General features: G+C 41.0%; 20 protein-coding genes. 3 read left to right on the top strand and 17 right to left on the bottom strand.

Annotated features, from left to right (window positions below):
• Positions 1-25: 25 nt before the first annotated feature.
• The 7 genes from D1367_RS07615 to D1367_RS07585 form a co-directional block, all read right to left on the bottom strand.
• A complete protein-coding gene (locus D1367_RS07615; protein ID WP_118165361.1) occupies positions 26-976 on the bottom strand; it encodes a UDP-glucuronic acid decarboxylase family protein in 951 nt (316 codons plus the stop codon).
• A gap of 523 nt (positions 977-1,499) precedes the next feature.
• On the bottom strand, positions 1,500-3,638 hold the full coding sequence (locus D1367_RS07610; protein WP_118171196.1) for a cation:proton antiporter domain-containing protein: 2,139 nt from the start codon (positions 3,636-3,638) through the stop codon (positions 1,500-1,502).
• A gap of 144 nt (positions 3,639-3,782) precedes the next feature.
• The gene (locus D1367_RS07605; RefSeq protein WP_118165358.1) at positions 3,783-4,439 is read right to left on the bottom strand and encodes an HAS-barrel domain-containing protein; all 657 of its coding nucleotides are present in this window, start codon (positions 4,437-4,439) and stop codon (positions 3,783-3,785) included.
• Between the two features lie 126 nt (positions 4,440-4,565).
• Positions 4,566-4,763 (bottom strand): NAD(P)H dehydrogenase subunit NdhS, encoded by a 198-nt coding sequence (locus D1367_RS07600; RefSeq protein WP_118165356.1) that lies wholly within the window; start codon positions 4,761-4,763, stop codon positions 4,566-4,568.
• A gap of 102 nt (positions 4,764-4,865) precedes the next feature.
• A complete protein-coding gene (gene rodA / locus D1367_RS07595) occupies positions 4,866-6,179 on the bottom strand; it encodes a rod shape-determining protein RodA (protein WP_118165353.1) in 1,314 nt (437 codons plus the stop codon).
• Between the two features lie 195 nt (positions 6,180-6,374).
• Positions 6,375-7,445: an Mrp/NBP35 family ATP-binding protein gene (locus D1367_RS07590; protein ID WP_118165350.1), complete on the bottom strand. Its 1,071-nt coding sequence runs from the start codon at positions 7,443-7,445 to the stop codon at positions 6,375-6,377.
• 403 nt (positions 7,446-7,848) lie between these two features.
• The gene (locus tag D1367_RS07585; RefSeq protein ID WP_118165348.1) at positions 7,849-8,373 is read right to left on the bottom strand and encodes an SRPBCC family protein; all 525 of its coding nucleotides are present in this window, start codon (positions 8,371-8,373) and stop codon (positions 7,849-7,851) included.
• A 452-nt stretch (positions 8,374-8,825) separates the two neighbouring features.
• On the opposite strand from D1367_RS07585, the gene hemF reads away from it, so the two are divergent.
• The gene (gene hemF / locus D1367_RS07580) at positions 8,826-9,860 is read left to right on the top strand and encodes an oxygen-dependent coproporphyrinogen oxidase (RefSeq protein ID WP_118165346.1); all 1,035 of its coding nucleotides are present in this window, start codon (positions 8,826-8,828) and stop codon (positions 9,858-9,860) included.
• Between the two features lie 291 nt (positions 9,861-10,151).
• Positions 10,152-10,520, top strand: coding sequence for an STAS domain-containing protein (locus D1367_RS07575; RefSeq protein WP_114083376.1), 369 nt, complete (start codon positions 10,152-10,154; stop codon positions 10,518-10,520).
• A 101-nt stretch (positions 10,521-10,621) separates the two neighbouring features.
• Here the strand turns inward: D1367_RS07575 and D1367_RS07570 are convergent, their stop codons facing one another.
• Positions 10,622-11,224, bottom strand: coding sequence for a chromophore lyase CpcT/CpeT (locus D1367_RS07570; protein WP_118165344.1), 603 nt, complete (start codon positions 11,222-11,224; stop codon positions 10,622-10,624).
• Positions 11,225-11,428: 204 nt separating this feature from the next.
• Here D1367_RS07570 and psb29 point away from each other — a divergent pair, with 204 nt between their 5' ends.
• On the top strand, positions 11,429-12,136 hold the full coding sequence (gene psb29, locus D1367_RS07565; RefSeq protein ID WP_118165341.1) for a photosystem II biogenesis protein Psp29: 708 nt from the start codon (positions 11,429-11,431) through the stop codon (positions 12,134-12,136).
• 200 nt (positions 12,137-12,336) lie between these two features.
• Here psb29 and D1367_RS07560 read toward each other — a convergent pair whose 3' ends face one another.
• From D1367_RS07560 to D1367_RS07525, 9 genes are all read right to left on the bottom strand, one after another.
• Entirely contained in the window at positions 12,337-12,699 is a 363-nt protein-coding gene (locus D1367_RS07560; RefSeq protein WP_118165339.1) for a phage holin family protein, read from the bottom strand.
• Positions 12,700-12,958: 259 nt separating this feature from the next.
• Positions 12,959-13,657, bottom strand: coding sequence for an ExbD/TolR family protein (locus D1367_RS07555; protein WP_118165337.1), 699 nt, complete (start codon positions 13,655-13,657; stop codon positions 12,959-12,961).
• 41 nt (positions 13,658-13,698) lie between these two features.
• On the bottom strand, positions 13,699-14,427 hold the full coding sequence (locus D1367_RS07550) for a MotA/TolQ/ExbB proton channel family protein (protein ID WP_118165335.1): 729 nt from the start codon (positions 14,425-14,427) through the stop codon (positions 13,699-13,701).
• Positions 14,428-14,478: 51 nt separating this feature from the next.
• A complete protein-coding gene (locus D1367_RS07545; protein WP_118165332.1) occupies positions 14,479-15,573 on the bottom strand; it encodes an RNA-guided endonuclease InsQ/TnpB family protein in 1,095 nt (364 codons plus the stop codon).
• Entirely contained in the window at positions 15,551-16,126 is a 576-nt protein-coding gene (locus tag D1367_RS07540; RefSeq protein ID WP_118165330.1) for an IS607 family transposase, read from the bottom strand. Before D1367_RS07540 ends, D1367_RS07545 begins: the two co-directional genes overlap by 23 nt.
• Positions 16,127-16,363: 237 nt before the next feature.
• A complete protein-coding gene (locus tag D1367_RS30045) occupies positions 16,364-16,555 on the bottom strand; it encodes a hypothetical protein (protein ID WP_147337341.1) in 192 nt (63 codons plus the stop codon).
• 150 nt (positions 16,556-16,705) lie between these two features.
• Positions 16,706-18,295 (bottom strand): NB-ARC domain-containing protein, encoded by a 1,590-nt coding sequence (locus tag D1367_RS07535; RefSeq protein ID WP_118165327.1) that lies wholly within the window; start codon positions 18,293-18,295, stop codon positions 16,706-16,708.
• Positions 18,296-18,353: 58 nt separating this feature from the next.
• The gene (locus tag D1367_RS07530) at positions 18,354-20,951 is read right to left on the bottom strand and encodes a bifunctional serine/threonine-protein kinase/ABC transporter substrate-binding protein (RefSeq protein WP_118165325.1); all 2,598 of its coding nucleotides are present in this window, start codon (positions 20,949-20,951) and stop codon (positions 18,354-18,356) included.
• A 482-nt stretch (positions 20,952-21,433) separates the two neighbouring features.
• Entirely contained in the window at positions 21,434-23,041 is a 1,608-nt protein-coding gene (locus D1367_RS07525) for an iron uptake porin (RefSeq protein ID WP_118165323.1), read from the bottom strand.
• Between the last annotated feature and the right edge of the window lie 319 nt (positions 23,042-23,360).

The following is a 23,360-nucleotide window of genomic DNA, read 5'->3' as shown; positions in this document are numbered from 1 at the left end:
AATTTAGAGCAACTCTAAGCGCTACTCAGGTGGTTGAATTATTTACATCGCTTTGAATGCGATCGCGAAAATCTTCTATTGTTAGTTTTAACCCCTCTTGCAGAGCAATAGTCGGTTCCCAATTTAACCAAGTTTTTGCCTTTGTGATATCAGGCTGGCGACGCCGGGGATCGTCCGAAGGTAGTGGCTCAAATTTAATCTGCGCGTCTGGATTAATCATATTTTGCACGGCTTGTGCCAATTGCAAAATCGTATATTCACCAGGATTACCCAGATTTACTGGGCCTATGTAGTCGCTATTCATTAGGCGGATGAATCCTTCGACTAAATCGGAAACATAGCAGAAACTACGAGTTTGCGAACCATCACCGTAAACGGTTAAAGGATTACCCCGCAAGGCTTGAACTATAAAGTTGCTCACCACCCGGCCATCGTTTTCTAACATTCTCGGCCCGTAGGTGTTAAATATCCGAACAACTCGAATATCAACTTTATTTTGCCTATAGTAATCAAATGCTAGAGTCTCAGCAATTCTTTTACCTTCGTCGTAGCATGAACGTATCCCAATGGGATTGACGCTACCCCGATACTCTTCAGTTTGGGGATGAACTTCTGGATCACCGTATACTTCACTGGTTGAAGCCAAGAAAAACCTAGCTTTCACACGTTTAGCCAGCCCCAACATATTGAGTGTTCCCATCACGTTAGTTTTAACGGTTTTAACTGGGTTGTACTGGTAATGTACTGGTGAAGCAGGACAAGCTAAGTGATAAATTTGATCCACTTCTAACCGAATTGGTTCGGTAATATCGTGGCGGATCAGTTCAAAGTACGGGTTATTTAACCATTTAAGGATGTTCCGTTTGTGACCAGTGTAAAAATTATCCAAGCATATTACTTCATGCCCATCGGTCATTAGTCGGTCGATGAGATGGGAACCAATAAACCCAGCACCACCCGTCACCAAAATTCTCATAGTTTCCCAGTTACTTACAATATTTTCAGTAGCTATTGCACTTATCTTTTAGATTACCCAGGTTGGGGACAAAAATACAGAACTAAAAAAAGAATAAAGTTCAATCAAAAAGTGTTGTTGAACTTTCTTATTTTTCTACATTTATAGTTTTGTTATATTTTTACTTGTTTCCTTAATAATTTAACTAGTAAAATAACAAAATTTGTCAGTCTTTCACCTAAAGTTCATCAAATCTTCAACAATATAAAGTGTTTTTACGGTTAAAGCTGTTTTCTATTGGATGCAGGAATAGGTTGACACTTTCCACAGTTCAAGGTATTACGATTACCCATATTTTTGCAATAGTCAAGTTGTCGCATTTACCAAGATCCTGCGCTGTATTTAAGTGCAGAAGCTTATATCATTTCAGGAAATTCCTCTACAGGTGATTCATTTGTTGCAAAGATTTTTGTCAATGCGATGCCTCCGGCGGACTAACCAACGCAGCCTAAGTCCATGTGAGTGGACTTAACTATGCTTCATATCATACAGCAGATGTTATGGTGGTAACTGTGTTAGACATAACTACATTTGTGGTTTGAGTGCGTTGGGGTTCTCCAAGCATCACAATGGAGCAGGTGAGTTGTCTGGCTAACTGAGTTGTGACATCGCTAATGGCTAATCCTCCAGGGTTGGTACGATTACGTATAAAAGGTAAAACGACTAAATCATATAATCGCGCTGCCTGCAAAATTGCTTGAGCAACATTTTCATGAGCGATAATTTGAATTTCTGGGGCATTAGTCAAAGCTAATTGAGATACCAATAGGGAGAGATGCGATCGCCTCCAAGCGATTTTACTAGAACTAGTGCGGCGATCGCACACATTCAGTACAGTAATATGGCTCTGATTTGCCTCTGCTAGCATCTGGGCAAATTGTACAGGCTGTAATGTCGGTGCTGTTAAATTTTCTACTGGTACTAAGATGCGCTGAATTTTCTTCGGTGATTCTACTAGACGTGTCACCGCTACTGGACAATGGGATGCCCAAAGCACACCATCAATCACATTTCCAAATAAACGCGCTCGTAACCCAGTCCGTTTACCCCAACCCATAACGATTAAATTAGCCTTTTGTTCACGAGCCGCTCTGCTAATTCCTTGAGCAAAGGCATCATCAATCCGCAGCATTGGTTCTGTGGTTACACCCAATGCTCGACTGTGTACCGTGGCTTTGGTTAATAATTGCTCACTCCGTTGTAGAGAGGCTTCTAACTGCGGTGCATCCATTTGAGCGGTAGCATTAGCGATCGCAAGTGGTATGATTTTCCCCTTACACTGACACGCTAATAATGCTGCCATTTCAATCAAATACTGCTCAGTATGAGGATTATAGACAGGTACGACTATAGTAAAAGCACTGTCTGTTTTTGGTGCGTTTTGGTCAGGTTGGGGTGGTGCTGGATCTTCGGCGCGTGAGGAATTTAAACCAACAGCTATTCTATTAGTGAGCAACGGCCCCAAGGTTGATGTGACAACCATTAAGACAATGACGCTGTGTAATACTTCTAGCGGCAGCAACCCAGCCCGGTATCCCACTAACGTTGCTGCTAAGGTTGTCGCAACCTGGGGAAGTGATAGCGACCAGATGGTTAGCATTTCTTGCCAGTTATAGCGGTAAATCAGTTTTGTGAAAAAAGCTGCAATTAACTTACTGACAATCAAACCGACTATCATCAACAGCGTTAACTTGAGCGTGGCTAGGTTGTTCACAAAGGCGGGTAGATTGATCGTTAAGCCAAGATCAACAAAGAAAATCGGAATAAATAGCACACTGCCAATAAATACCACCTTTTCTTTGACTGGGCCTTCCCCTACAGCTTCATTTACCGCCAAACCCGCTAAAAAAGCACCAACAATTTTCTCTATACCAATCAATTGAGCGCCTACAGCCGCCAGAAACACAGAAAGCAACACAAACAAAAACTTGTTTCCTTCGTCGTCTCCAGACCGTTTGAAAAATTCTTTGCCTGCCCAATCAAAGCCGATGACAAGGGCAACAGAGTAAATAATTAACCAACCCGACAAGGTGAGTAGTTTAGCAAAGCTGAATTCTCCAGCATCAGCGACGCCTACACAAACGGCTAATATCAGTACTGCGCCAATATCTGTAAAAATTTTAGCTCCAATTGTTACCGTAACAGCTTCGTTCTTGACCACTCCCAAACGGCTGATAATGGGATATGCCAAAAGAGTATAGGAAGCGAATAAAGAGCCAATTAATATTGAAGTATTCCAGTCATAGCCTAAAATCAGCCCTACTAAGGTTCCCATCACCAGGGGGACACTGAAAGTTAAGCTAGCAAACCCGAAGGCACGACTTTTTTGCCGGCGAAACTGTTCTAGATCAACTTCTAGCCCTGCGACAAACAGCAAGTAAATTAACCCAATGTCTGATAGCAGGTTAATCATCGGCGAGTCCGACTGAAATAGATTCCAGCCTGAGGGGCCCAGTACTAGCCCTGAGAAAACTAAACCCACTAATCCTGGTAATCTTAGCCGCTCAAACATGATCGGTATAACTAAGATAACCACCAGCAAAATAGCAAAAGGAACAATTGGTTCCTTGCCAAGAACTTGGGAAGTTGGCTCCAGAGCAAGAACTTGTGATATGAGTTCCATCATGTAGGAATGAAGGGGCTATGGTAAAACTGCGATTACCTTGGGGCGATCGCTTAATCGATATAAATAAAATTAGAAGCCACCTGAGGAAAAATCAAATATATTAACTTACACTAACTAGGCAATTGTCTCGGAACTAACTACCTACGGATGGATTTGACTCAAAATAAACCGCAAGCGATCGTAGTCGTCTTTAAGTAGCACACTCAAGCTACGTCCAGCTTTAATTAGCCATTCTCGGTCAGTTTTGCGTAACTGGTATATATCTCGAATGGCAGCTGCGGTCAAAGACTCTACTGGCGCACCGTTAATAGAAAGGAGTGTCCGCAAAAAATCTAATTCTTCAGTAAATTTAATGATTGCTTCTGGTTCGCACCGATAAACAGCTTGATGAATTTGCGGAGGACGGGGTGGTAGATACTGATATATTCTTTGGTTATAACCTCGATTCTGGGAAGATTGCTCAAATCCCACGATCGCAGCCCGGAATTCTGTTCTAAGCATGGCAAATATCTGGGGTTGTTCTTCGCGTAAGTCTTGCAAAGACAACCCCAAAGCTCTAGCCCGGTGTACGGAATCTATGGGCATTGTGGTGGCATAATATATGACAGCATAAACTTGATTGCCCGATTCTTCATCTACAGAACAGACCCAGCTACCAAAGGGTGGCATCGAGGGAAAGCTCAAATCTGGTGGTTCCAAACACTGAGCTAGAAACTCAGTACTAGTAGTCTCAATCACCTCCGCAATGTGATTGGGATGGCGATCGCCAGTAGCAAACTGTGGTAAGGGGAGGCGCATGGGAGTGCTGAGTGCTGAGTTAAGAGTTAGGAGTTAAGAGTTATGAGTAAGGAGTGATGAGTTGAAGAATCATAATTCCTAACTCCTAACTTCTCACTCCTAACTAATTTCACTCCTAACTAAGTGTTATTTGGCTTTTTTACGTCCGGCTGTGGTTTCTACGAGTTCCAATTCGCTTAGGCGAAAGGTAACTAATTTATCCCAGTTACCACCTTCAAATAATACGGCTACTTTGCCATCACTCACCCGTTGCACGAGTCCTTCGGAGCGATAATAGGTATCTGCGGGATTGTTGACGCGAACAGTTGCTCCAGGCAGAATCATTTTTTTAGCCTCGCTTGTTTCCTTTTAATAGCTTAATACTTCTTATTAGTCATTTGTCATTAGTCATTGGTCATTAGCAAAGAACAAAGGACTAATGACGAATCAATAATACTTCTGCCTTTGGCGAAAATTTGCTACTGATTCTACTATTCCCAAGGAAATGAAGTTAGTCAGCATAGCAGAACGCCCATAACTCATCCAAGGTAGGGGAATACCTGCTACAGGCGCTAAACCAACTGTCATGCCAACGTTGACAATTAGCTGAAACACAATCATGGACAAAACGCCAATAGCCAACAAGGAACCAAAGTTATCTTTGGCGGTTTGGGCAACATGCAGTAGACGCAAGCAAATTAAGCAGAAGGTAAACAGCACTACCAAACAACCAACAAAACCGAATTCTTCCCCCACTGCGGAGAAAATAAAGTCTGTATGCTGTTCAGGTACGAAATTCAGTTGCGTCATTGGCCCCTTAAACAGACCCCATCCCCAAATTTCCCCAGCACCAATAGCAATGCGAGATTGGATTAAGTGATATCCAGCACCGAGTGGATCGTGATCGGGGTTCATGAATACAGTTAGCCGGTCTTTTTGATACTCTTTCAAAACATGGTTCCAAGCGAAGACTCCTAATTCGCCACCCAGTATATTGAGAGTCCACGCACCGATCGCACCTAAGCCAAATCGACGCCAGGGCAGAGTTTGCCAGCCCACAATAGCCATCGCAAACGACCAAACTATTCCTAATGGGCCAAAAGATAGTTCTTTGAATAAAACTATCGGCTCTGATAAAGGCCAAGATATACTAAACAAAATGGCAGCAACCACAGGAGAAATCATCAGAATTAACCAGCCTGGGTTAGCATTTGCCCAGTAAAGCATTCCTAAGACGATCGCACCAAATACCATTGATGTTGCTAAATCTGGCTGCAAAAATATTAATCCCCAAGGTATAGCGGTGATTGCCAGAACACGAAAAACACTTTCGAGGGTAGAAGCAGTACGCCTATGTAGTAAAGCTGCTAAGGTGATGATCATGCCGATTTTGGCAAATTCTGAGGGTTGCACATTAAATCCGGCGATACTAATCCACCTCTGTGCCCCTTTAGCGCTAGTACCAGCAATCATCACAGCGATTAAGCTGAAATTCGTTAGTGCATAAGTTACCCAGTGCGACTGCATCAAGAGTTCATAACGGATGCGAGCTAAAAACAGGGCTATAAGCACGCCGATACCTGCTACCATCCAGTGCCACCACCAGTCAGTTACTGGCTGCTTCAGTTCCGTACTGAGAATCATGACACCACCAAAGATACTGACAGCAATCGGCAAACAAAATAGTAGCCAATCTACATTCTGCCAAGGCTTAACCCAAGACTTCCAGCGAATTTTGGGGAGCGATCGTTTTAATAACATTGTGTAAGTTTAGACTTTAGCTTTAATTGTTGGGAATTGGGAATTGGGCATTGGGAATTGGGAATTGGGAATTGGGCATTGGTTATTTCCCCTCAACTTCCCCTGCTTCCCCTGCTCCCTCATCTCCGATGCCCAATCCCCAGTCCCTAGTATTCCCAGGACATAGCCCAAGAAGGAGATAGAAATTAAAATTAATTATGTTAGGGCAGCAACTGAGACTTTACCAGCAATGGTAAGAGCGATCGCTGTTAATGCTTTTGCTGAAGCTGAATCTGGATCGCCAACAACTATTGGTACACCACTGTCACCGCCAACTCGTGTAGAAATTTCTAGCGGTACGCACCCCAATAGTGGCACTCCCAATTCTGCGGCTGTTTTTGAGCCACCACCGGAACCAAAAATGTCATACTGCTTATCTGGTTGATCGGGGGGGATAAAATAGCTCATATTTTCCACGATCCCCAATACCGGGACATTCATCTGCTGAAACATCCGCAATCCCTTGCGAGAATCTAACAGGGCTACAGTTTGCGGCGTGGTGACAATTACTGCCCCTGCCATCGGCACAGCTTGGGTTAAAGTTAACTGAGCATCTCCGGTTCCCGGTGGCATATCTACAATCAAATAGTCCAGTTCTCCCCATTCAACTTGATAGAGAAACTGGCGAATTACACCATTGAGCATAGGCCCCCGCCAAATTACTGGCTGATCTCGGTCAATCAAAAAGCCCATTGAAACTAATTTGACGCCGTGATTAAAAGCAGGTTCCAGGATGTCACCTGTTTCACTAGAACGCACAGTAATTTGGGCATCAGCTAAACCCAGCATGGTGGGGTCATTAGGCCCGTAAATATCAGCATCTAGTAAGCCGACTTTCGCGCCAGTTTGAGCTAAAGCCACTGCTACATTCACCGCCACCGTACTTTTACCAACGCCACCTTTGCCACTGGAAACAGCAATGATATTTTTCACCCCAGAAATGCCAGTGCGATCGGGTAAACTTTTTTGTTGCGGTGTTTCTGCCGTTACTTCTATGCTGACATCTGTAACGCCTGGGAGTTTTTTGACAGCTTTCTTACAGTCTTCAACGATAAATTCACGTAAAGGACAGGCAGGAGTGGTTAACACTAAAGTGAAACTAACCTTGCCACCATCAATTTTCACGTTGCGAATCATATTCAGTTCCACCAGACTTTTGCGGAGTTCTGGGTCTTCCACTGGTCGCAACACTTCTAAGACAGAGCGAGAATCAAGCACATCGTACATAAAAATTCAAAATTCAAAATGAATAAATACACTTGTGGCGAACATCTTAGCTATTAACTGGATGCTTTCTTAAGTAAGGTCAGCTTAGTGTTTTCACTGTCAATGCCGTAATAAAACTTAGCAAATTGCATTATTACCTAATAGAATCTTAACTTTCTTTGGGCATTGGGCATTAGTCATTTGTCATTAGTCATTGGTCATTAGGGACTGACAAATAAAAAAACATTCCAAATTTTCTTGTGGGATGGGTGTCCTCACCCGTCCTATATTCAGGGCGGGCAGGATGCCCACCCCACAAGATGGATAATTTATTTCTTGGAAGTCCTTTAGTCATTAGTCATTAGTCATTGGGCATAGGTTATTCTCCTTGTCCCCAATCCCCAGTCCCCGATCCCCCCAGTACCTAAAAATCCAAACAACTGTCATTGAGAGATTTTTTCTTACCAGATACCGTTGGCAATGCCGTCTTTTCTACTGCCTCGACTAAAGACCGGGCTACGCGATCTGCATAAGGACGCGATAAAGACCAAATTAGGGGCGATAACCAGCCCCGTAGCCTTACAGAATAAGACAAACAAGTACCACAAACCGTTGACTCTACTTGATAAGTCACCCGTTCCTCTATCCCAGGAATCGCCATCACTCGGATACTCAGCATCTCCCTGTGATTGACGCGCTCCACAAAAATTCGGATGGGAATCGGCCAAAAGCGTGTTGCAGCATGATAAATCAATCCTGGCTTGGGTACTAATCCGTAGGGCACGTTAGTACTCTTAAGTAGTGGATGCCAGGAAACATCTGTTAAGTCAGCGACTTTTTGCCACAGTTCATCTACAGAAGCAGAACTTATCTCTCGATACGTCCGCACCAGAGAAGCGCAAAACCGACGACGTTTGCGGTGGATGAATTTGGATAACCAACCTTGCATTTTCCTAATCCTCCTCGCTAGACACTTTCTGGTAACTCTGGTATTGTGGGCAACTACGCTTTGATCCTAAATTAAAACTTTCTCAGAAATGCCCTAAACATAGCAAGCCTATATTCGGTACAGACCCTAACAGATAATATAAGCAATATGGTAAAGAAATTTTGAGCAGGCCAGTTTAACCCTTGATAATTCCAGGTTACGACTAAAATCTAGTGTTTCTACCAGAATGTTCCAATTAAGAATTTCAAACAAAACTCAGTCAATATACAAGCTTATACGCATTTGAGGGAAAATAAACTCTAGTGATGCCCATCAATCGTATAAATGCTTAACCAGTAAGAAAAAGCGGGTTGGGCAAATAGAGCTTGATTGTTGGCGCGTGTTTCCCCCAAATTTTTAGATCAGAAATTTGTGGCTTTCTGGAAATTGTAATTTTTTAGGTTCGGGAATCTATGTTGACCAACTCGCAAATACCAACTGTATCAGCAGAATCATCCAAGTCTTTGCCAGCACCTGACGCTCAGATTAGAGTCAGTCAGTTTATGAAACAACTGCAAGACGAAATTACCGAATCATTGGCAAAACTAGATGGTGTGGCTAATTTTCATGAAGATAGTTGGGAACGCCCAGAAGGGGGTGGAGGGCGATCGCGCGTGCTGCGAGAAGGTGCAATATTTGAACAAGCTGGTGTAAATTTTTCTGAAGTTTGGGGTGACCATTTGCCAGCCTCAATTTTAGCTCAACGTCCTGAAGCCGCAGGGCATGGCTTTTATGCCACTGGCACTTCAATGGTATTACATCCTCACAATCCTTACGTACCCACAGTTCATCTAAATTATCGCTACTTTGAAGCCGGGCCAGTCTGGTGGTTTGGTGGTGGTCTTGACTTGACACCTTATTACCCTTTTGCTGAAGATGCGGCACATTTACACAAAACGTTAAAACAGGCTTGTGACAAACATCACCCAGAGTATTACTCAGTGTTTAAGAAGTGGTGTGATGAATATTTCTACCTCAAGCATCGTGATGAGACACGGGGCGTCGGTGGTCTATTTTTTGATTACCAAGATGGCGAGGGTGCTTTATATCGCGGGCCAAATCCCAATGGGGAAGCCGCTATTCATAGCAACCAGGTGGGAACACCAGAAACCCGCAATTGGGAAGATTTATTTTCTTTTGTGCAAGACTGTGGTAGGGCATTTTTACCAGCTTACGTACCAATTGTAGAACGGCGTAATGGGATGGAGTATGGCGATCGCCAACGGAATTTTCAACTCTACCGCCGGGGACGATATGTAGAATTTAACTTGGTTTATGACCGAGGTACTATTTTTGGTCTACAAACCAACGGACGCACTGAATCAATTCTCATGTCCCTACCACCCTTAGTGCGCTGGGAATACGGCTATCAACCGGAACCCAATACACCCGAAGCCGAGTTGTATGAAACTTTCCTTAAGCCTCAAGATTGGATCAACTGGAAATAATGGGGAGTAGGGAGTAGGGAGTAGGGAGTTAAGAGTTAAGAGTTAAGAGTTAAGAGTTAAGAGTCAGAAGTTATGATAATTATCCTGATCTTCCCCGACTCCCTCATCTCCCTCATCTCCCCCACTCCCCACTCCCCACTCCCCACAATTTTGCTGAGTATAAACTACTAAATTTAAGCACTTAGCAAAAAAAGGTGACAATTTTAGCTATAGCTTGTTAATCTCAAGTGGCAGTATTAGAAAATTCTGTAACTAGTTAATCTTTAGAAAAATGTCACGGGGAGGGCTTTAGTGATTCATATAGACCAAAAAACTTATACAACCCAAGACGGAAACACCGTTATTGTCCTGACACCAGCAGGCCGCCTCGATATTACCACTGCTTGGCAATTCCGGCTGAAGTTACAAGAGTGTATTTCCAAACTCAGCCGCCATGTAGTTGTAAATCTGGCTCAGGTAAATTTTATTGATAGTTCTGGTCTTACGTCTTTGGTTGCTGGGATGCGTGATGCTGATAAAGTGAAGGGCAGTTTCCGCATCTGTAATGTACATCCAGAAGCCAAACTCGTGTTTGAAGTGACGATGATGGATACTGTCTTTGAAATCTTTGAAACAGAAGACGAAGCTTTAGAAGGTGTACCTCGTAGCATCGCTAGCTAAAAAAGAGAGACGCGATTAATCGCGTCTGTACAGGAGCCATTAATCGCGTCTGTACAGGAGTTAATTCAAAATTCATAACTTATAACTCATGACTTATAACTTTATGTTATGGAATATTGGTTTCGCTTGGTGTAACGATAAGGCCCCATAATCGCTCCCCAAGTTGCTTTTCCAGTTGCTGGATCGATTCCTTTGTCGTAGCTGTGAAATTCTAAAGCACTAGCTTCAAAACCCAAGGAAACATTGATGCTATTGCCAAGATAAGTAAAGCTGCAACGAGTTTCTGGTAGTGGGGTAGCGGTAAACTTATAGCGATCGCCAGCTAGTGTTTCCTGAGTTACTGTTAGGATACAACCTGGTAGTAAATCTAATTGTTCGGATGTCAGTGTGTTAAGTAGAGCAGGATTACTGCCTGCGCCTATTAATGCACCTGGATCTTGAGGCATGTAGTATTGTACTTCCAAAGATGTGTCATTGCTGCTTTGGCGCAACCGCATAATTCGCTGGCGGTAAGGTTTATCTAGCTTAAGGACGTTAGCCTGTTCAGCAAACAGGGTGATGCTATCTTCTGTGAACAGATTAATTGGTCTTTGCCACAGCCGGAGGTGGACATACCAAACTGGTTCTCCTATGGCTTGTTCCTGATTGTCAAATTCACCAGCTAGATACTCACCTAAAGCAATTAACGGTGGCGAAAAGTTCATAAGTGCAATAAACAAATCATTAAAGATAAATATTTTTGGCTAGTTTTTTAGAGGAAAGGGTCTTAATCCCCTATGGCTACTAGCTTATAAAATACTTTTGATTTGTTTATATTGTAAATGAAACCGTCACCAGTCAAAAGCTAAACTTGGCAAACTCGCCTTTAAGCGAGAAAATAAAGATACGTCGCCCTTAACATTTTCTTTGTGAACAACGTCCGTACTGTCTCTGATACAAAACGAACTTTTTACAATCTTCATACCCGTCCGATCAACACTATTTATCGTCGGGTAGTAGAAGAATTGATGGTGGAAATGCATCTACTGTCAGTAAATATCGATTTTAGCTACAATTCAATTTATGCCTTGGGCGTCGTCACTACTTTTGACCGCTTCATGCAAGGCTATGAACCAGAACGGGATCAAGAATCAATTTTTAACGCCCTATGTCGGGCTATGGAACAAGATCCGCAACGCTATCGACAGGATGCTGAAAGATTGCAAGGTGTAGCTAAACTTTTGCCAGTTAAAGATTTAATTGGGTGGCTAGGCCAAACTACTTACTTAGATCGAGATGGTGACTTGCAAGCACAACTGCAAGCGATCGCCAACAATCCTAACTTTAAATACAACCGTTTGTTCGCAATTGGTGTATTTTCGTTATTAGAACAGTCAGATCCTGAATTAGTCAAAGATGAAAAGCAACTCACGGAGGCGCTAAAAGCGATCGCTGCTGGTTTGCACTTGTCCGATGACAAACTCAACAAGGATTTGGAGCTATACCGTTCTAACCTAGACAAGATGGCGCAAGCGCTAATAGTGATGGCAGATATGCTCTCAGCCGATCGCAAAAAACGCGAACAACGTAAACAACAATCAACTACCCCCGTTGCTCCCCCAAGTTCTAACGAATAATTAGAAGATAGAAGTGAGGAGTGATAAGTTATGAGTCAAAAGTTATTAATAACTCCTAACTCCTAACTCCTAACTCCTAACTCCAAACCCTTCTCTACGAGACGCTGCGCGAACGGCAGGTGTTACAGTGAGCTTGTCGAACTGCTCAGGGCATCGCTCCAAACTCCAAACTCCAAACTCCTAACTTCTAACTTTTAATTTTAGACGCCTAATAATTTGTAGATTAAGCTGTTAATTATAGTCAGCGCAAATGCCCCAATAACGGCACTCCAAATACCGTAACGCAAGCGAAAGCCCTCAACTAACCAAGCAGCAATACTAAAACAAACCACGGCAATCATAAATGTGAAAATGCTGGATAGCAAGTCCAATGTGAGCAAATTTGGTACTGCAAAAACGAGGCTTAAAATCGGTCTGACTATTGCCGTCACGATACCAAGCACTGCGGCAGAAAGGAAGGCTTTACCAGGAGTATCAATTTCAACTCCCAAAGGTAATTTACTAATTATCAACAGGCTGATAGCTGTTACCAACCAAACAATTAAAAGCGTAACGATATTCATGCCACAACCCCTGAAACGTGAATGGCAATTGGTGATAAATTACTTCAGTTTCTCGGTGAAAAAATCTTTAAAGCTCAACCAATTATCTATAAATTAGCAGAAAACTTTTCTCTAACGGAATTTTATTTTAGATATCTTTAGGTTTGGGGAGTGGGGAGTAAGGGAGGCAGGGGGACAAGAGGTAAGAACTTGCAACAAGTCTTTCCCCTTGTCCCCAATTCTCCTTGTTCCCCACTCCCGACTCCCCATTCCCCAATCTTCATCTTTTAAGACTAGGTTGGGTTTGTTTAGGTGCTACAGGCGCTTGGGATGCTGGTGGGTTGGAAATACCAGGATTGATAGGGTTGATACCTTGTCCAGTTGGAGGCTGAGTTATGCCAGGAAGGGGTACAGAATTAGGTGCTGAGGGGAATTTTGGGGTAAGATTTCCTTCGGGATTGATGCCTGGAAATGGTGCGGTGGTGGGTATTGGTGCTGCACCAGGATCGATTGGGAAAGAGGGAATATTAGGCTGATTGAGTGAGTTTGTGGGTGGTTGAGAGGGGCCAGGAATAATTCCTAAAGAAACGCGATCGCCTCCTACTTGCCGTAGCAAATCCAATGTCTCAATCACATCATTATAAGTTGCTGTCCGCGAAGCATTCAGCACCACAACGGCACTAGGGTTTGCTTGGAGATACTGTTTTAACCTCGCTCCCAAATCATCCCGTTGTACAGGCTGTTTTTCTATGTAAGTATTGCCAACGGCATCGATAGTTACAATCAGACTTCCACTCTGTGATGTTATTCCAGATACTGAACTGGCGCTAGCTTTGGGCAAATCAACATTTATTGCCTGTTGGCGCGTAAATTGTAATGCCGCTAACAAAAAAAACGTCAGAATACAAAAAACAACATCTATTAAAGGGATGATTTGAATTTGGACTTCTTCAATTGGCGTATGTAGATTAACTTTCATTTTCTCAATTTAAATGCCTAGTTCGGGGGTTGAATTCTTAACTAATTAGGTGAATCCGGGGGTTCAGGAGGTTCAGGCAACCTAGTCTTTCCTGGCTTGCGGGGTGGAATGAAATTTTCCCGGATAATTGCTGATGTACTATTACTAAAATCAGGGGGGGACTGGCGGTAGAGTAATTCCATCTCATTCCCTGCCTTACGAAAAACTTTGACTTGGTTGACTACAAAACTTTGAAATAGGCGATAAAATACCAAACTAATAATGGCAACTATTAGCCCTGCTGCCGTACTAATTAAGGATTCACCAATACCAGTAGTCACCCCGGCGGTAGATTCAGTTCCTAAATCCCCAATCCGAATTGAGCGTAGAGACTGGATTAGCCCCAAAACAGTGCCCAACAATCCCAGCAGAGGCGCGAGGGCAATTACGGCTTCTAAAAGTTTTTCGCCCCGCCGCATTCCAGCCAACTCATCTTCGGCTGTGGACTCAAGTGCGAGTCGAAAGGTTTCTACATCAGTTTTTGGAAAACGTAAGGGGGCATAGAGAAAACGCCCGACAGGCTGATGGTTTGCTCGTTTTGCAATGTCAGCAGCTTCTTGCCAATTATTCTGGGCAGCATCCAGGATGCGATCGACTATTTGCTTTTCCTGAGTCAAAATTCGCAACCAGAACCACAAACGCTCAAAAATCACACTCAAGGACAGAATCGAGATAACTAGCAAAGGCCACATAGCTGGCCCGCCCTTATAAAATAAATCTAAAATATCCACTGTTTAAGTTTCCGATACTTTTTTGCTAATGTTTACTAACAAATACATAAGTTAAAGAGCTAATTGGCTCTTTAACCAAGGCGTATCAACCAATGCCCGAAGGAAAATCCCACGGGCACCATTTAGATCCCGATTCATCTTTAGCCCAGTAGAGAGAGACAAAATTTTTCTCGCTCCACCTAGATTCTTGACGATCTCGCCTGTCCATGACACTGTTTTTGAGGTATAAGCTTCGTTGCAATCAATGACGGTTTTCGACTGTTCCCAAGCTTTCCACTTAAGAAAAGTCTTGAACTCATAATGAGAAAGCGTTAGCATCTGCCGAACAGATTTGTTTCGTAGTTTACGACGTGATTTTGATACCATCTGAGATGTTTCAAAAGTTGGTAGCAAAATTACATCAAAGTTATCAACCAAAAATCTAGCTGTTTTGTGATGTAACTCTTTAACTAAGTTTTTAATCTTGCAACGAAGTCTACTTGCAGCTTTTCTCAACCTTATTTTTTGTTGACTAGGTGATGAAGATATCCTTGAAACCAACCTATCTAAACGAAAACAAAGCTTCTGAATGAATAGATTAGAATCATTCCCCAACCATCCATAGGACTGCTCACTAAAGTAAGTCATAAACGTGCGTACACCAGGATCTAAGGCAACCAGTCTACCTTGGTTATCGGTTAAAACTGGCTGCACTTCTTCAGAGACAATAAGGTAATACTCGCCATAGGCAAGCGTTAATCTACCATCGCTGAAAGCTGTAGGCAAGGACTCTTTTAGCCAACACTTGCCTAAAATTGAGTGGTATATACCACAATCTTTAATGGCAGATTTCGGCACAAAAATAGATTGTTTGGTGTCTTTTCTACTCCGAAATCTACACTTACGGATTTGCCCGTCTTCTTTAAAGCCCCGCTTTGCCGCTTTGACTGCGTTACAAGCATCTTTGATAGCGATTGATTTAACCTGGAAGGGAACAGACTTTGCCCAATCTGGTAAGTCATTAAGAATGCAGGTTTTAATCGCCATCCAATTAGCTTTTGTGCCTGGCTCTTGCAAATATTTCATTGTTGTGTTGTAAACAAAACGACTAACACCAAACCACTGCTTAAGCAAAGCTTTCTGTTCAGGGTTTAGGAATAGTCGCATCTTCTTTGATTTTCTTGGCTTTTCTTCTGAGTCCGTGCATTCTGCAACTGAAGACGTGAAGGATGGCAAGAAGATCGGCCGTGAGTTCGGACTCTGGGCAGTGAATAGGATTTGAGAGAACCACGATTGATCCACCGTTTTGCTCTGCCATGAATTGAAATAGCTCAAATCCAAATCTACACAATCTGTCTCTACAGGCAATAACAATTGTGAGCTTATCACCTCGCATAAATCTGACCAATAAGGCTTGCAATCCTTTCCTTTTGAAGTTGAGTCCACTTCCAATGTCTTTGACGATTTCGGCGTTTGGGTATCGCTCTTGCATGAATTCAACTTGTCGCTGCAAGTCATCTCGAAGCTTTGGTGAACTAACTCGACAGTAGCAAACAAGGGTAGACTCAATTGCATCGCGTTGGTAGGACTCGACATCAAAGAGTCTTTGCCCTGCTTCGTTTTTGATGCTTTTGATCTTTCCTTCATCTGCGTACTTCCTTAAGGTGTTTGGGTGCAAACCCAGAAATTCGACTGCTTTTCTGAGTGGTATATATGGCATAGTTAAATATTAGTATATATTAGAGATTGTTAGCAAATCATCTACTGTTGTTCAACCTCCCTCCATGACTAAAGCAAATGTGCTAAGGCATTTTAATTCTAGAGATTAATGCAAAATGAGGGGCTTCCAAAATATAAATTTACCGAAAACCTAAAAAGACAGTGTAAGCATGGGGTATTTGACTTAGACTGCTGGACAAACTTGCTGCTGGGTAGTCAATTGAGGCATAGATAGCATTTACCAGAATATGTTGTAGTTGTTTGAAGAAAGCAAAGTTTGAGCAATTACCCGAAACTGAATAGCTCCAAAGCGCAATGCTTGCGGTGGGAGCCACTGCCAACCAATAGATTCTGAGACGAATGGCACTAAGAAAAGGCGAAAGGCTTGTATCACCTCGTTCCCAGTCTGAAGACTGGGAATGTATTCCAAGAGGGCTGCTGCCTCCGGTCAAGCCACTGGAGGCAGAGCCTCCGAGAATGGGTTAAGAGCCTCCAGGCTCTTAACCAGTTAGGGCAAAGCTTATAGCTTTTCTTAGTGCCATTCGATTCTGAGACGAAGTATACACGGGTGGACACTTAGCTAGTTTTGTTTGCCAGCCGAGATCAAATGTGAAATATTTTGAGAGGCATATCTTTGAGATAATCCTTTCTCTTCCAATAGTGACAAAACTTTTTTAAGTTGATTTTCAAGTTGCTGCTGACTACGAAAGTTAGCCAATAGCATTTTTTCAATAGGTTTAACAATCCGCCTCATTTGTTCCTGATTAAGTTCTTCATCTTTTGGGTATCCTGTAATGAAACCATGAGTAATAAACAGTTCACAACCATTAATGATTTCATTAATAAATATTTGGTTAATCTGTGCGTAATTTTCGGCAATAAATCGCTCATTAATATATTTTAAAACAATTGGTTCTAGTATATAAATTAATGAAACTTCTTCTGTGTTTTTAGATATTAAAGAATGCCTTTCAATTAAATTGTTTAGAGTCTCAAATAACTGCTGATAAGTTATAAAATGCTTACTATCTTGTACTAAATGATTCCACAACGCTGTATTGCGTCTGATACCTACCCAATAGATCAGATTTATTTCTGCTTGTGAAAGTCTTTTGAATTGCTGATTTAAAAAACCAGTGGTTAATTCATCAATAACAGTTGTAACTTCACCATTATTTATAAAAGGTGATATATCGCCATTAAAGACATTATGAATGCTTTGTATAATTCTTTTAAGTATCCACGGATTATTATAACGCTCACTAAATTTCTCTAGTTCAATATCTGTACCAAATAGACCTTCTGCACTTAAAAATTCTTTTACGTCTTTTTTCATAAGAGGTAACGATTTTTTGGAAAAAACAAATTTTCCTTCTAATATTGCAATATTGTCAGGTTTTCTTCTACTAAGTAAAAATAAAGAGCTTTTGTGGGATTCTTTAGCAACTTTCTCAACAAATACATTATAGTTTGTATAATCTTCGCTATGATTGTCCATAATTTCCTCCCAAGCATCCAGCACTATTAAACATTTTTGATGATGTAAATACTGCATGAGTTGGTAAATATCGCCTTCTTCTTGTTCACCTTTAGATAAAAATTGCACCAGTCTGTTCAATATCTTTTTAAATGGTGGTGCAGATTCTAGGGAAACCCACAGTAAGCGATTATATTTATCAGCAATTGTATCTACTAAATGGCGAACTAAGGCGCTTTTTCCAACTCCCCCCATTCCGTGAATAAGGACTAATCGGCAACCTTTTTGGATAAGGCATTCCTGAAGTTCAGCTAATTCTTGGGTACGTCCATAAAAACTAATAGGAGGGGGTGCTTCGCTCAAATCTCTATTAGCATCTGCTTCATTTTCTGCTACATCTTCCCAGTTCAAGTCCAACACTTTACAAAAAGTATTAAAAGTAGAAGCAGTAATACGCACCTTTGCTTCCCGAAAGCGTTTCAAAGTAGCTTCAGATATAGCACAATGGTCTTCTGAAACATTATCCCAGTTTTTATCTGGTTGTAAAATCTTACTTGCTTCTTGAAGAAATATTTCATTCATATCTGAAGCACTTGCAATCGCCGTTCCATGTTTGAGAATTAGCCTCTTCCAGGCTTCCTTGATAAGTTTTTTTCCCTGTTGAGAGGCTTTGAGAGAAAAGCGATCGGGCATAAATTTCAAGTTTTTGTGAAAAAATTACATTGTTACATCGATAGTTTGTACGTCTTACTTAGGGATTATTTCGTTGTGGTGTTTCTAAAAGAGTAAAACCATATTCATCACTGTCAGGATTACTTCGATTAAGTTGTACTAAAACACCAACATCTGTAACTGCTTTGCGATCGTGATCTCCATTAAATCTTACCTCTGTAGTAGCACCTGTAGCAGAAAAATTATTCTCATCATTCAACTTATTGAATATACTTTGACGAGTTGGATTATTATTATTTTTTAAAGCTTGCACAAATACCTGTGCTGCGTCATACGAAGTCATTGTTCTCCAACTAACTTTTCTTATTCCCCAAAGCTCTTCAGTTTTATCATTAAAATTTTTTTTAGCATTATCTGCATGAAAAGACACCGCAATTGTTATTTTATTAGCAGAGTTTTGTATGTTTTTATACAAATTGTCTCCTGCTAAAATTTGAACTTTTCTGCTCGTTACTTTTTTAATAATATCCAGATATTCATTATAATTTACATTAGGAGCTGCTAACATTAATGCCTGTACCTCGGAATTTTTCAACTGATTTTTGCAAAACAAAGCATTATTTATAGATGCTGATACATCACAAAGATCGTAATTTCCTTCTTGATATTTATCGCTCAATTTAGATTGAAATTCTATGGCTAAAGATTGGCTATAAATATCTTTAGAATCGTAAATAATCAGGACGTTATTTAATTTAAGATCATCCCATACATATTTAGATAATTTTGATGCGGCAATGGAATCATTAGAAGCTGTTCGGAAAACATAAGGATGCAAATATTTTCCTTGAGTTGTTATTGATTGAGAATTGATTGTCCTGGTAGCGGTACTTGTAGGTGCAATCAAAACAAGTTCTTTTTTTCCATAAATTTCTCCTACACCCTCTATATTTTGATTAAAAAGATATTTGCTTGTATAGCGGCCAATAACTCCTAAAATTTGACTTTTATTAAAATGATTAAATTCTTCTGGAATATTTTGATCAGAAATAAATCCAGCTAGCTTTTTTACTTCCTGGTCTATATTATTGTTACTTGCTAGGAGTATTTGAAACAATGGTAAATTTGTGTCTTGTTCTTGTAAAACTAGGGCTACACCACGTAGTATTTGTAATGCAATATTATCTTCGGGCATATTTGGAATAACAACTGCAATTGTTGGTAGGTTACGCGCTGATGTAGCTTGAGCGACCCTAGAGTTGTATTGATAAATGAATGTTTCAGGATCAGATATACAAGAATTTTCGCTAGAGTTTCTTACCATAGCTATAGATTCTGTAAACTTACTGTAAGCTTCTTGAAAATCGTTATTATTACCAGACAAACTAGCTCTTTTAAAAGCTTTCATTCCTTCTTGCTTAAGATTGTAAGCTTTTTTGCAACTTGGATCAACAGCTTTTGCATTTAGTTGAGCAATTAAAGATTCTTCCCCTCTGCTAAAATAGTTGGCAAAAGGTAGTGGGACTAATGGTTTAGGATAAAATCTAACATTGAAAGCAACTGCGATCGCTATTCCTAATAAAAATGAAAAGCCTAAACTTATTATCGAACGCCAGCGTCTAGAAAGTTGTCTCACCCAATCAAGAAATCTCCTCAACGTTCTTGGTTTAGGAGATGAGCCTGAATTAGCTCTTTGGGTACGATGTGAGCTTGAATTAGGTTCACCAGACAGAATCTTAAGAACCTCTTGAGCAGACTGAGGACGATCTTCTTGTCTGCGTTTGAGCATTTCGTCTAAAGCTTTTGCAAAATGCTGATCCCTCACTGGCACATGAACTCTCCAACTTGAATTCAAGAGAAGCTCACGAGTATCTGTAATTCCTGTTAACAAACACAGACAAGTTGTGGCTGTGGCGTATAAATCTGATGCAGGGGATACTTTATCACGATCAAATTGCTCAGGCGGTGCAAAATTCGGATCTAGCACTATAGATGTTGTCTCAACCTCTAATCCTTGCAATATCTGTTTAACTGCACCGAAATCTATTAGATATAGCTTATCGTCCTGACTACAGCGTATGATATTAGCAGGCTTAATATCTCTATGTATAACTCCGTTAGTACCGTCATAATTATGGATATAATTGAGTAAGTTCAGAATTTCCTTGAAAATGTTTATAACTTCACCCTCTGAAAAGCTTCCCACCTCCTGGAGTTCCTGAGCTAAATTTTTTCCTTCTATATAATCCTGCACTAAATAAAAAAACTTTTGCACATAGCCTGTTTCTTCCTCAAGTTCCATAGTAAAAAAAGCCAAAAATTTGGGAATTCGTGGATGTCTTAGTCTGTCCAAAGTGATTGCTTCTCTCAAAAACATTTCTTCTATCCGTCTGAGAATTGTTGGAGTTAATATTTGTCCAGAAGTATTTCTAGGGTGCAACTGTTTAATTACACGGGTTGTGTACGGGAAGTGCAGATCCAGTGCTTTAAAAGTTCTACCAAATCCGCCGCTTCCTATAAAACTTATGGCGACAAAATGCCCCCGCAAAATCAATGGCATTTTACAATTAGAGCAAAGTATTTGTGTTGTATTTGAATTTAAATAATCGCCGGGAATAGTATTTTCCGGTTTTGTACAACTTGGACGAGTGCAGTAAACTTCCATTGGTTTTTGCATTGATTAATCTCCAAAATAATTTTAATTAAACTCTGGATAACAAGAGATTGTTTAATTTGTAATAATCGATAGCTTTAGATCCCCGACTTCTTAGAGAAGTCGGGGATCTAATTTAGAATTGCTATAGAGGCGGGGATATTAAACCAATTCGCAATTCGCAATGACGCTCGCGGACTCGCTTTGCGCGTCGCTAACGCAATTACGTTTTGTGACGGGGATTTAGATTTAGGCGTTCAATTCGCGCTGCCTATAGAGGCAGGGGACTTAAACCCCCAAAGTTTGTTAAACCTAAAAATTACGTAGGCTATTACGGTTAACGAATTAGATTAAAGTTACGCTCACCTCTTCAGCAGTATTGCTTACGTAATAATTTTACTATAGTCGTGATTCTTGTAATATCCTGCAACTAATGTTTTTTGCAAAAAATAATAATTTTGCAACCCCGACTTTTTTAAGAAAGTCAGGGTTCTAATACAAATTCTTTATATCTTGAACGTAGTTCTAATTACTCCCACAAAAATATCCCCATTCTGCTCGTTGTGATTTGGTGCTGTCAGCCAAATTAAACCAGGAGTAATACTGATATTGTCGTTGATTTGATACCGATAAAACCCTTCAATATGAAATCCCGTATCGGGGTCACGAGGAGGTAAACCTGATAAATCTGCTGAAGAACCAGTCAATTTAGGCTGCATCCCAACGATAATCCCTCCCAAATTACCTTTATCCAAATTACCTTGCTCGGGGAAGGCTAGGGTAACAGCCCAACTCCAGATATCAGCATCACCTTTAACTTCCCCGGTTAAAGCCCGCGCATTGGTATAGGCTACCCATCCACCAAGTTGAAAGCCATCACTAATTTTGACATTCGTTTCAATCCCATAGGAATTAGAAGAAACTCTTCGGCCACCCAAGTTGGAGTGTATACTGCCAGTATTATGTCCTAAACCGTTGTCAGTGTAGGCATTGACGTAAGTGAAGGCAATTTTGGTAATTGGATCTTTTTCGTTTGGATAGAATACAATCTGCGCCAATGCACCATATTTACCATTAAACAAGCCGCTACTAGGGTTGTTGGTATTACCTGCTAAATAAAATATTTCTGCTTTTAAATTGCCATTCGGCTTAAAGGTGACACCTACGCCCGTATCTCCACCTAAACGAAAAATCGGACTGTATCGACCGAATCGAGAAATAGCAGCATTCCCATCGCTTTGTAGAGGATTAATCACATCCGCATCATCGAAGTAAGTATTAAAACCTGTACCCAACAGAAAACTTACCTTATCGCCTATGGGAAAACGATATTCCAGCTTACTGAGGAAAACATTATTATTTGCATCAGTACCAGATTGGAAGCTTAAACGAGCTTCATTTCCGGGTGCAGTTGGGTTTACTACATTACTCGCCTGAAATCGTATCCGCAGCCGATCTTGTCCAGTAAAGCTGGTATCAAAGTTGAGACGCACCCGACTAGAAAATGTGAGGTTGCTTTGATCCCCATTTCCACTAGGGCTAGCATCTCCAACAGCATCTGTGGCAGCAAATATTATTTGACCATTAAGTTTTGTAGTGGTAGAGAACCGTTGTTGCTCTAACTGTTCGGTACGTGTTTCCAAAGCATCAACTCTACCCCGTAAAGTAGCAAGTTCTGTTGCAAATTCCTTTTGTAGCTTTTGCAAAGTCGCCAAATCTTCTTTGTTAACTATCTGTGTAATATCAGCATCAATTCGTTGATTAACTTTGTCTAAGCAGGCGTTCAATCCAGTAGCAAACTCAAAGCGAGTTATGGCGCGATCGCCTTTGAAACTACCATCAGAGTATCCAGCGATACAGCCATAACGCTCAACTAGAGACTGCAACGCTTGAAATGCCCAGTCTGTCTGTTGCACATCAGAAAGCTGGGTAACTGAAGTGACTGGTGCAGAATCCAGTTGAGCAGATTGACTAACTTTATCAAGGGAATCAGTGCTTTTTTGATTTGTTAAAACTTTTAGTGAATTTTCAGCGTGAACCCTGGCAAAGGGAGCTAGGACTAAAATGAAGATAGCAGTAACTAAGCTCAGAGAAGCTCTGAAAAAACTAAACATATTTTTATCCTGACAACTATTTTTTTAAACCTGGAATTACTATTTTTTGTAATAGGTAATATCCTTGATTAAGGGTTTACCATTAAAGGAAATATAAGCTCAAACCTCAGTTTTGGCTCAGAGAATAGTTCATTTAACGCTCAGAAAAAGTTCAGTTAAGCTATCACCTTCCACTAATGGCCGATACCTGAATTGCAGAGTTCTCAGTTACAGCAAAGTTTGTAAGTACAGTTGGGCTAGTCTGACTTTGACCATAAATTGAGCAAAAAGTTCAACACATGCTTCAAAACGTATGTCATTACGAGTAGCGTCTTCCAGA

The organism is Nostoc sphaeroides, assembly GCF_003443655.1.
Taxonomy (GTDB): domain Bacteria; phylum Cyanobacteriota; class Cyanobacteriia; order Cyanobacteriales; family Nostocaceae; genus Nostoc; species Nostoc sphaeroides.
Note: the sequence above shows the minus strand (reverse complement) of the source record. Positions and strands in the feature narration are given on the sequence as shown.

What these genes read in the sequence shown, in the direction of transcription:
- D1367_RS07540 (WP_118165330.1), bottom strand. Translation starts at nt 16,126, where the DNA reads ATGCCATATATACCACTCAGAAAAGCAGTCGAATTTCTGGGTTTGCAC.
- D1367_RS07555 (WP_118165337.1), bottom strand. Translation starts at nt 13,657, where the DNA reads ATGAAAGTTAATCTACATACGCCAATTGAAGAAGTCCAAATTCAAATC.
- D1367_RS07605 (WP_118165358.1), bottom strand. Translation starts at nt 4,439, where the DNA reads ATGCGCCTCCCCTTACCACAGTTTGCTACTGGCGATCGCCATCCCAAT.
- D1367_RS07615 (WP_118165361.1), bottom strand. Translation starts at nt 976, where the DNA reads ATGAGAATTTTGGTGACGGGTGGTGCTGGGTTTATTGGTTCCCATCTC.
- D1367_RS07585 (WP_118165348.1), bottom strand. Translation starts at nt 8,373, where the DNA reads ATGCAAGGTTGGTTATCCAAATTCATCCACCGCAAACGTCGTCGGTTT.
- D1367_RS07545 (WP_118165332.1), bottom strand. Translation starts at nt 15,573, where the DNA reads ATGCGACTATTCCTAAACCCTGAACAGAAAGCTTTGCTTAAGCAGTGG.
- D1367_RS07610 (WP_118171196.1), bottom strand. Translation starts at nt 3,638, where the DNA reads ATGGAACTCATATCACAAGTTCTTGCTCTGGAGCCAACTTCCCAAGTT.
- D1367_RS07535 (WP_118165327.1), bottom strand. Translation starts at nt 18,295, where the DNA reads ATGCCCGATCGCTTTTCTCTCAAAGCCTCTCAACAGGGAAAAAAACTT.
- hemF (WP_118165346.1), top strand. Translation starts at nt 8,826, where the DNA reads ATGTTGACCAACTCGCAAATACCAACTGTATCAGCAGAATCATCCAAG.
- D1367_RS07590 (WP_118165350.1), bottom strand. Translation starts at nt 7,445, where the DNA reads ATGTACGATGTGCTTGATTCTCGCTCTGTCTTAGAAGTGTTGCGACCA.
- D1367_RS07570 (WP_118165344.1), bottom strand. Translation starts at nt 11,224, where the DNA reads ATGAACTTTTCGCCACCGTTAATTGCTTTAGGTGAGTATCTAGCTGGT.
- D1367_RS07560 (WP_118165339.1), bottom strand. Translation starts at nt 12,699, where the DNA reads ATGAATATCGTTACGCTTTTAATTGTTTGGTTGGTAACAGCTATCAGC.
- D1367_RS07530 (WP_118165325.1), bottom strand. Translation starts at nt 20,951, where the DNA reads ATGCAAAAACCAATGGAAGTTTACTGCACTCGTCCAAGTTGTACAAAA.
- rodA (WP_118165353.1), bottom strand. Translation starts at nt 6,179, where the DNA reads ATGTTATTAAAACGATCGCTCCCCAAAATTCGCTGGAAGTCTTGGGTT.
- D1367_RS07600 (WP_118165356.1), bottom strand. Translation starts at nt 4,763, where the DNA reads ATGATTCTGCCTGGAGCAACTGTTCGCGTCAACAATCCCGCAGATACC.
- D1367_RS07525 (WP_118165323.1), bottom strand. Translation starts at nt 23,041, where the DNA reads ATGTTTAGTTTTTTCAGAGCTTCTCTGAGCTTAGTTACTGCTATCTTC.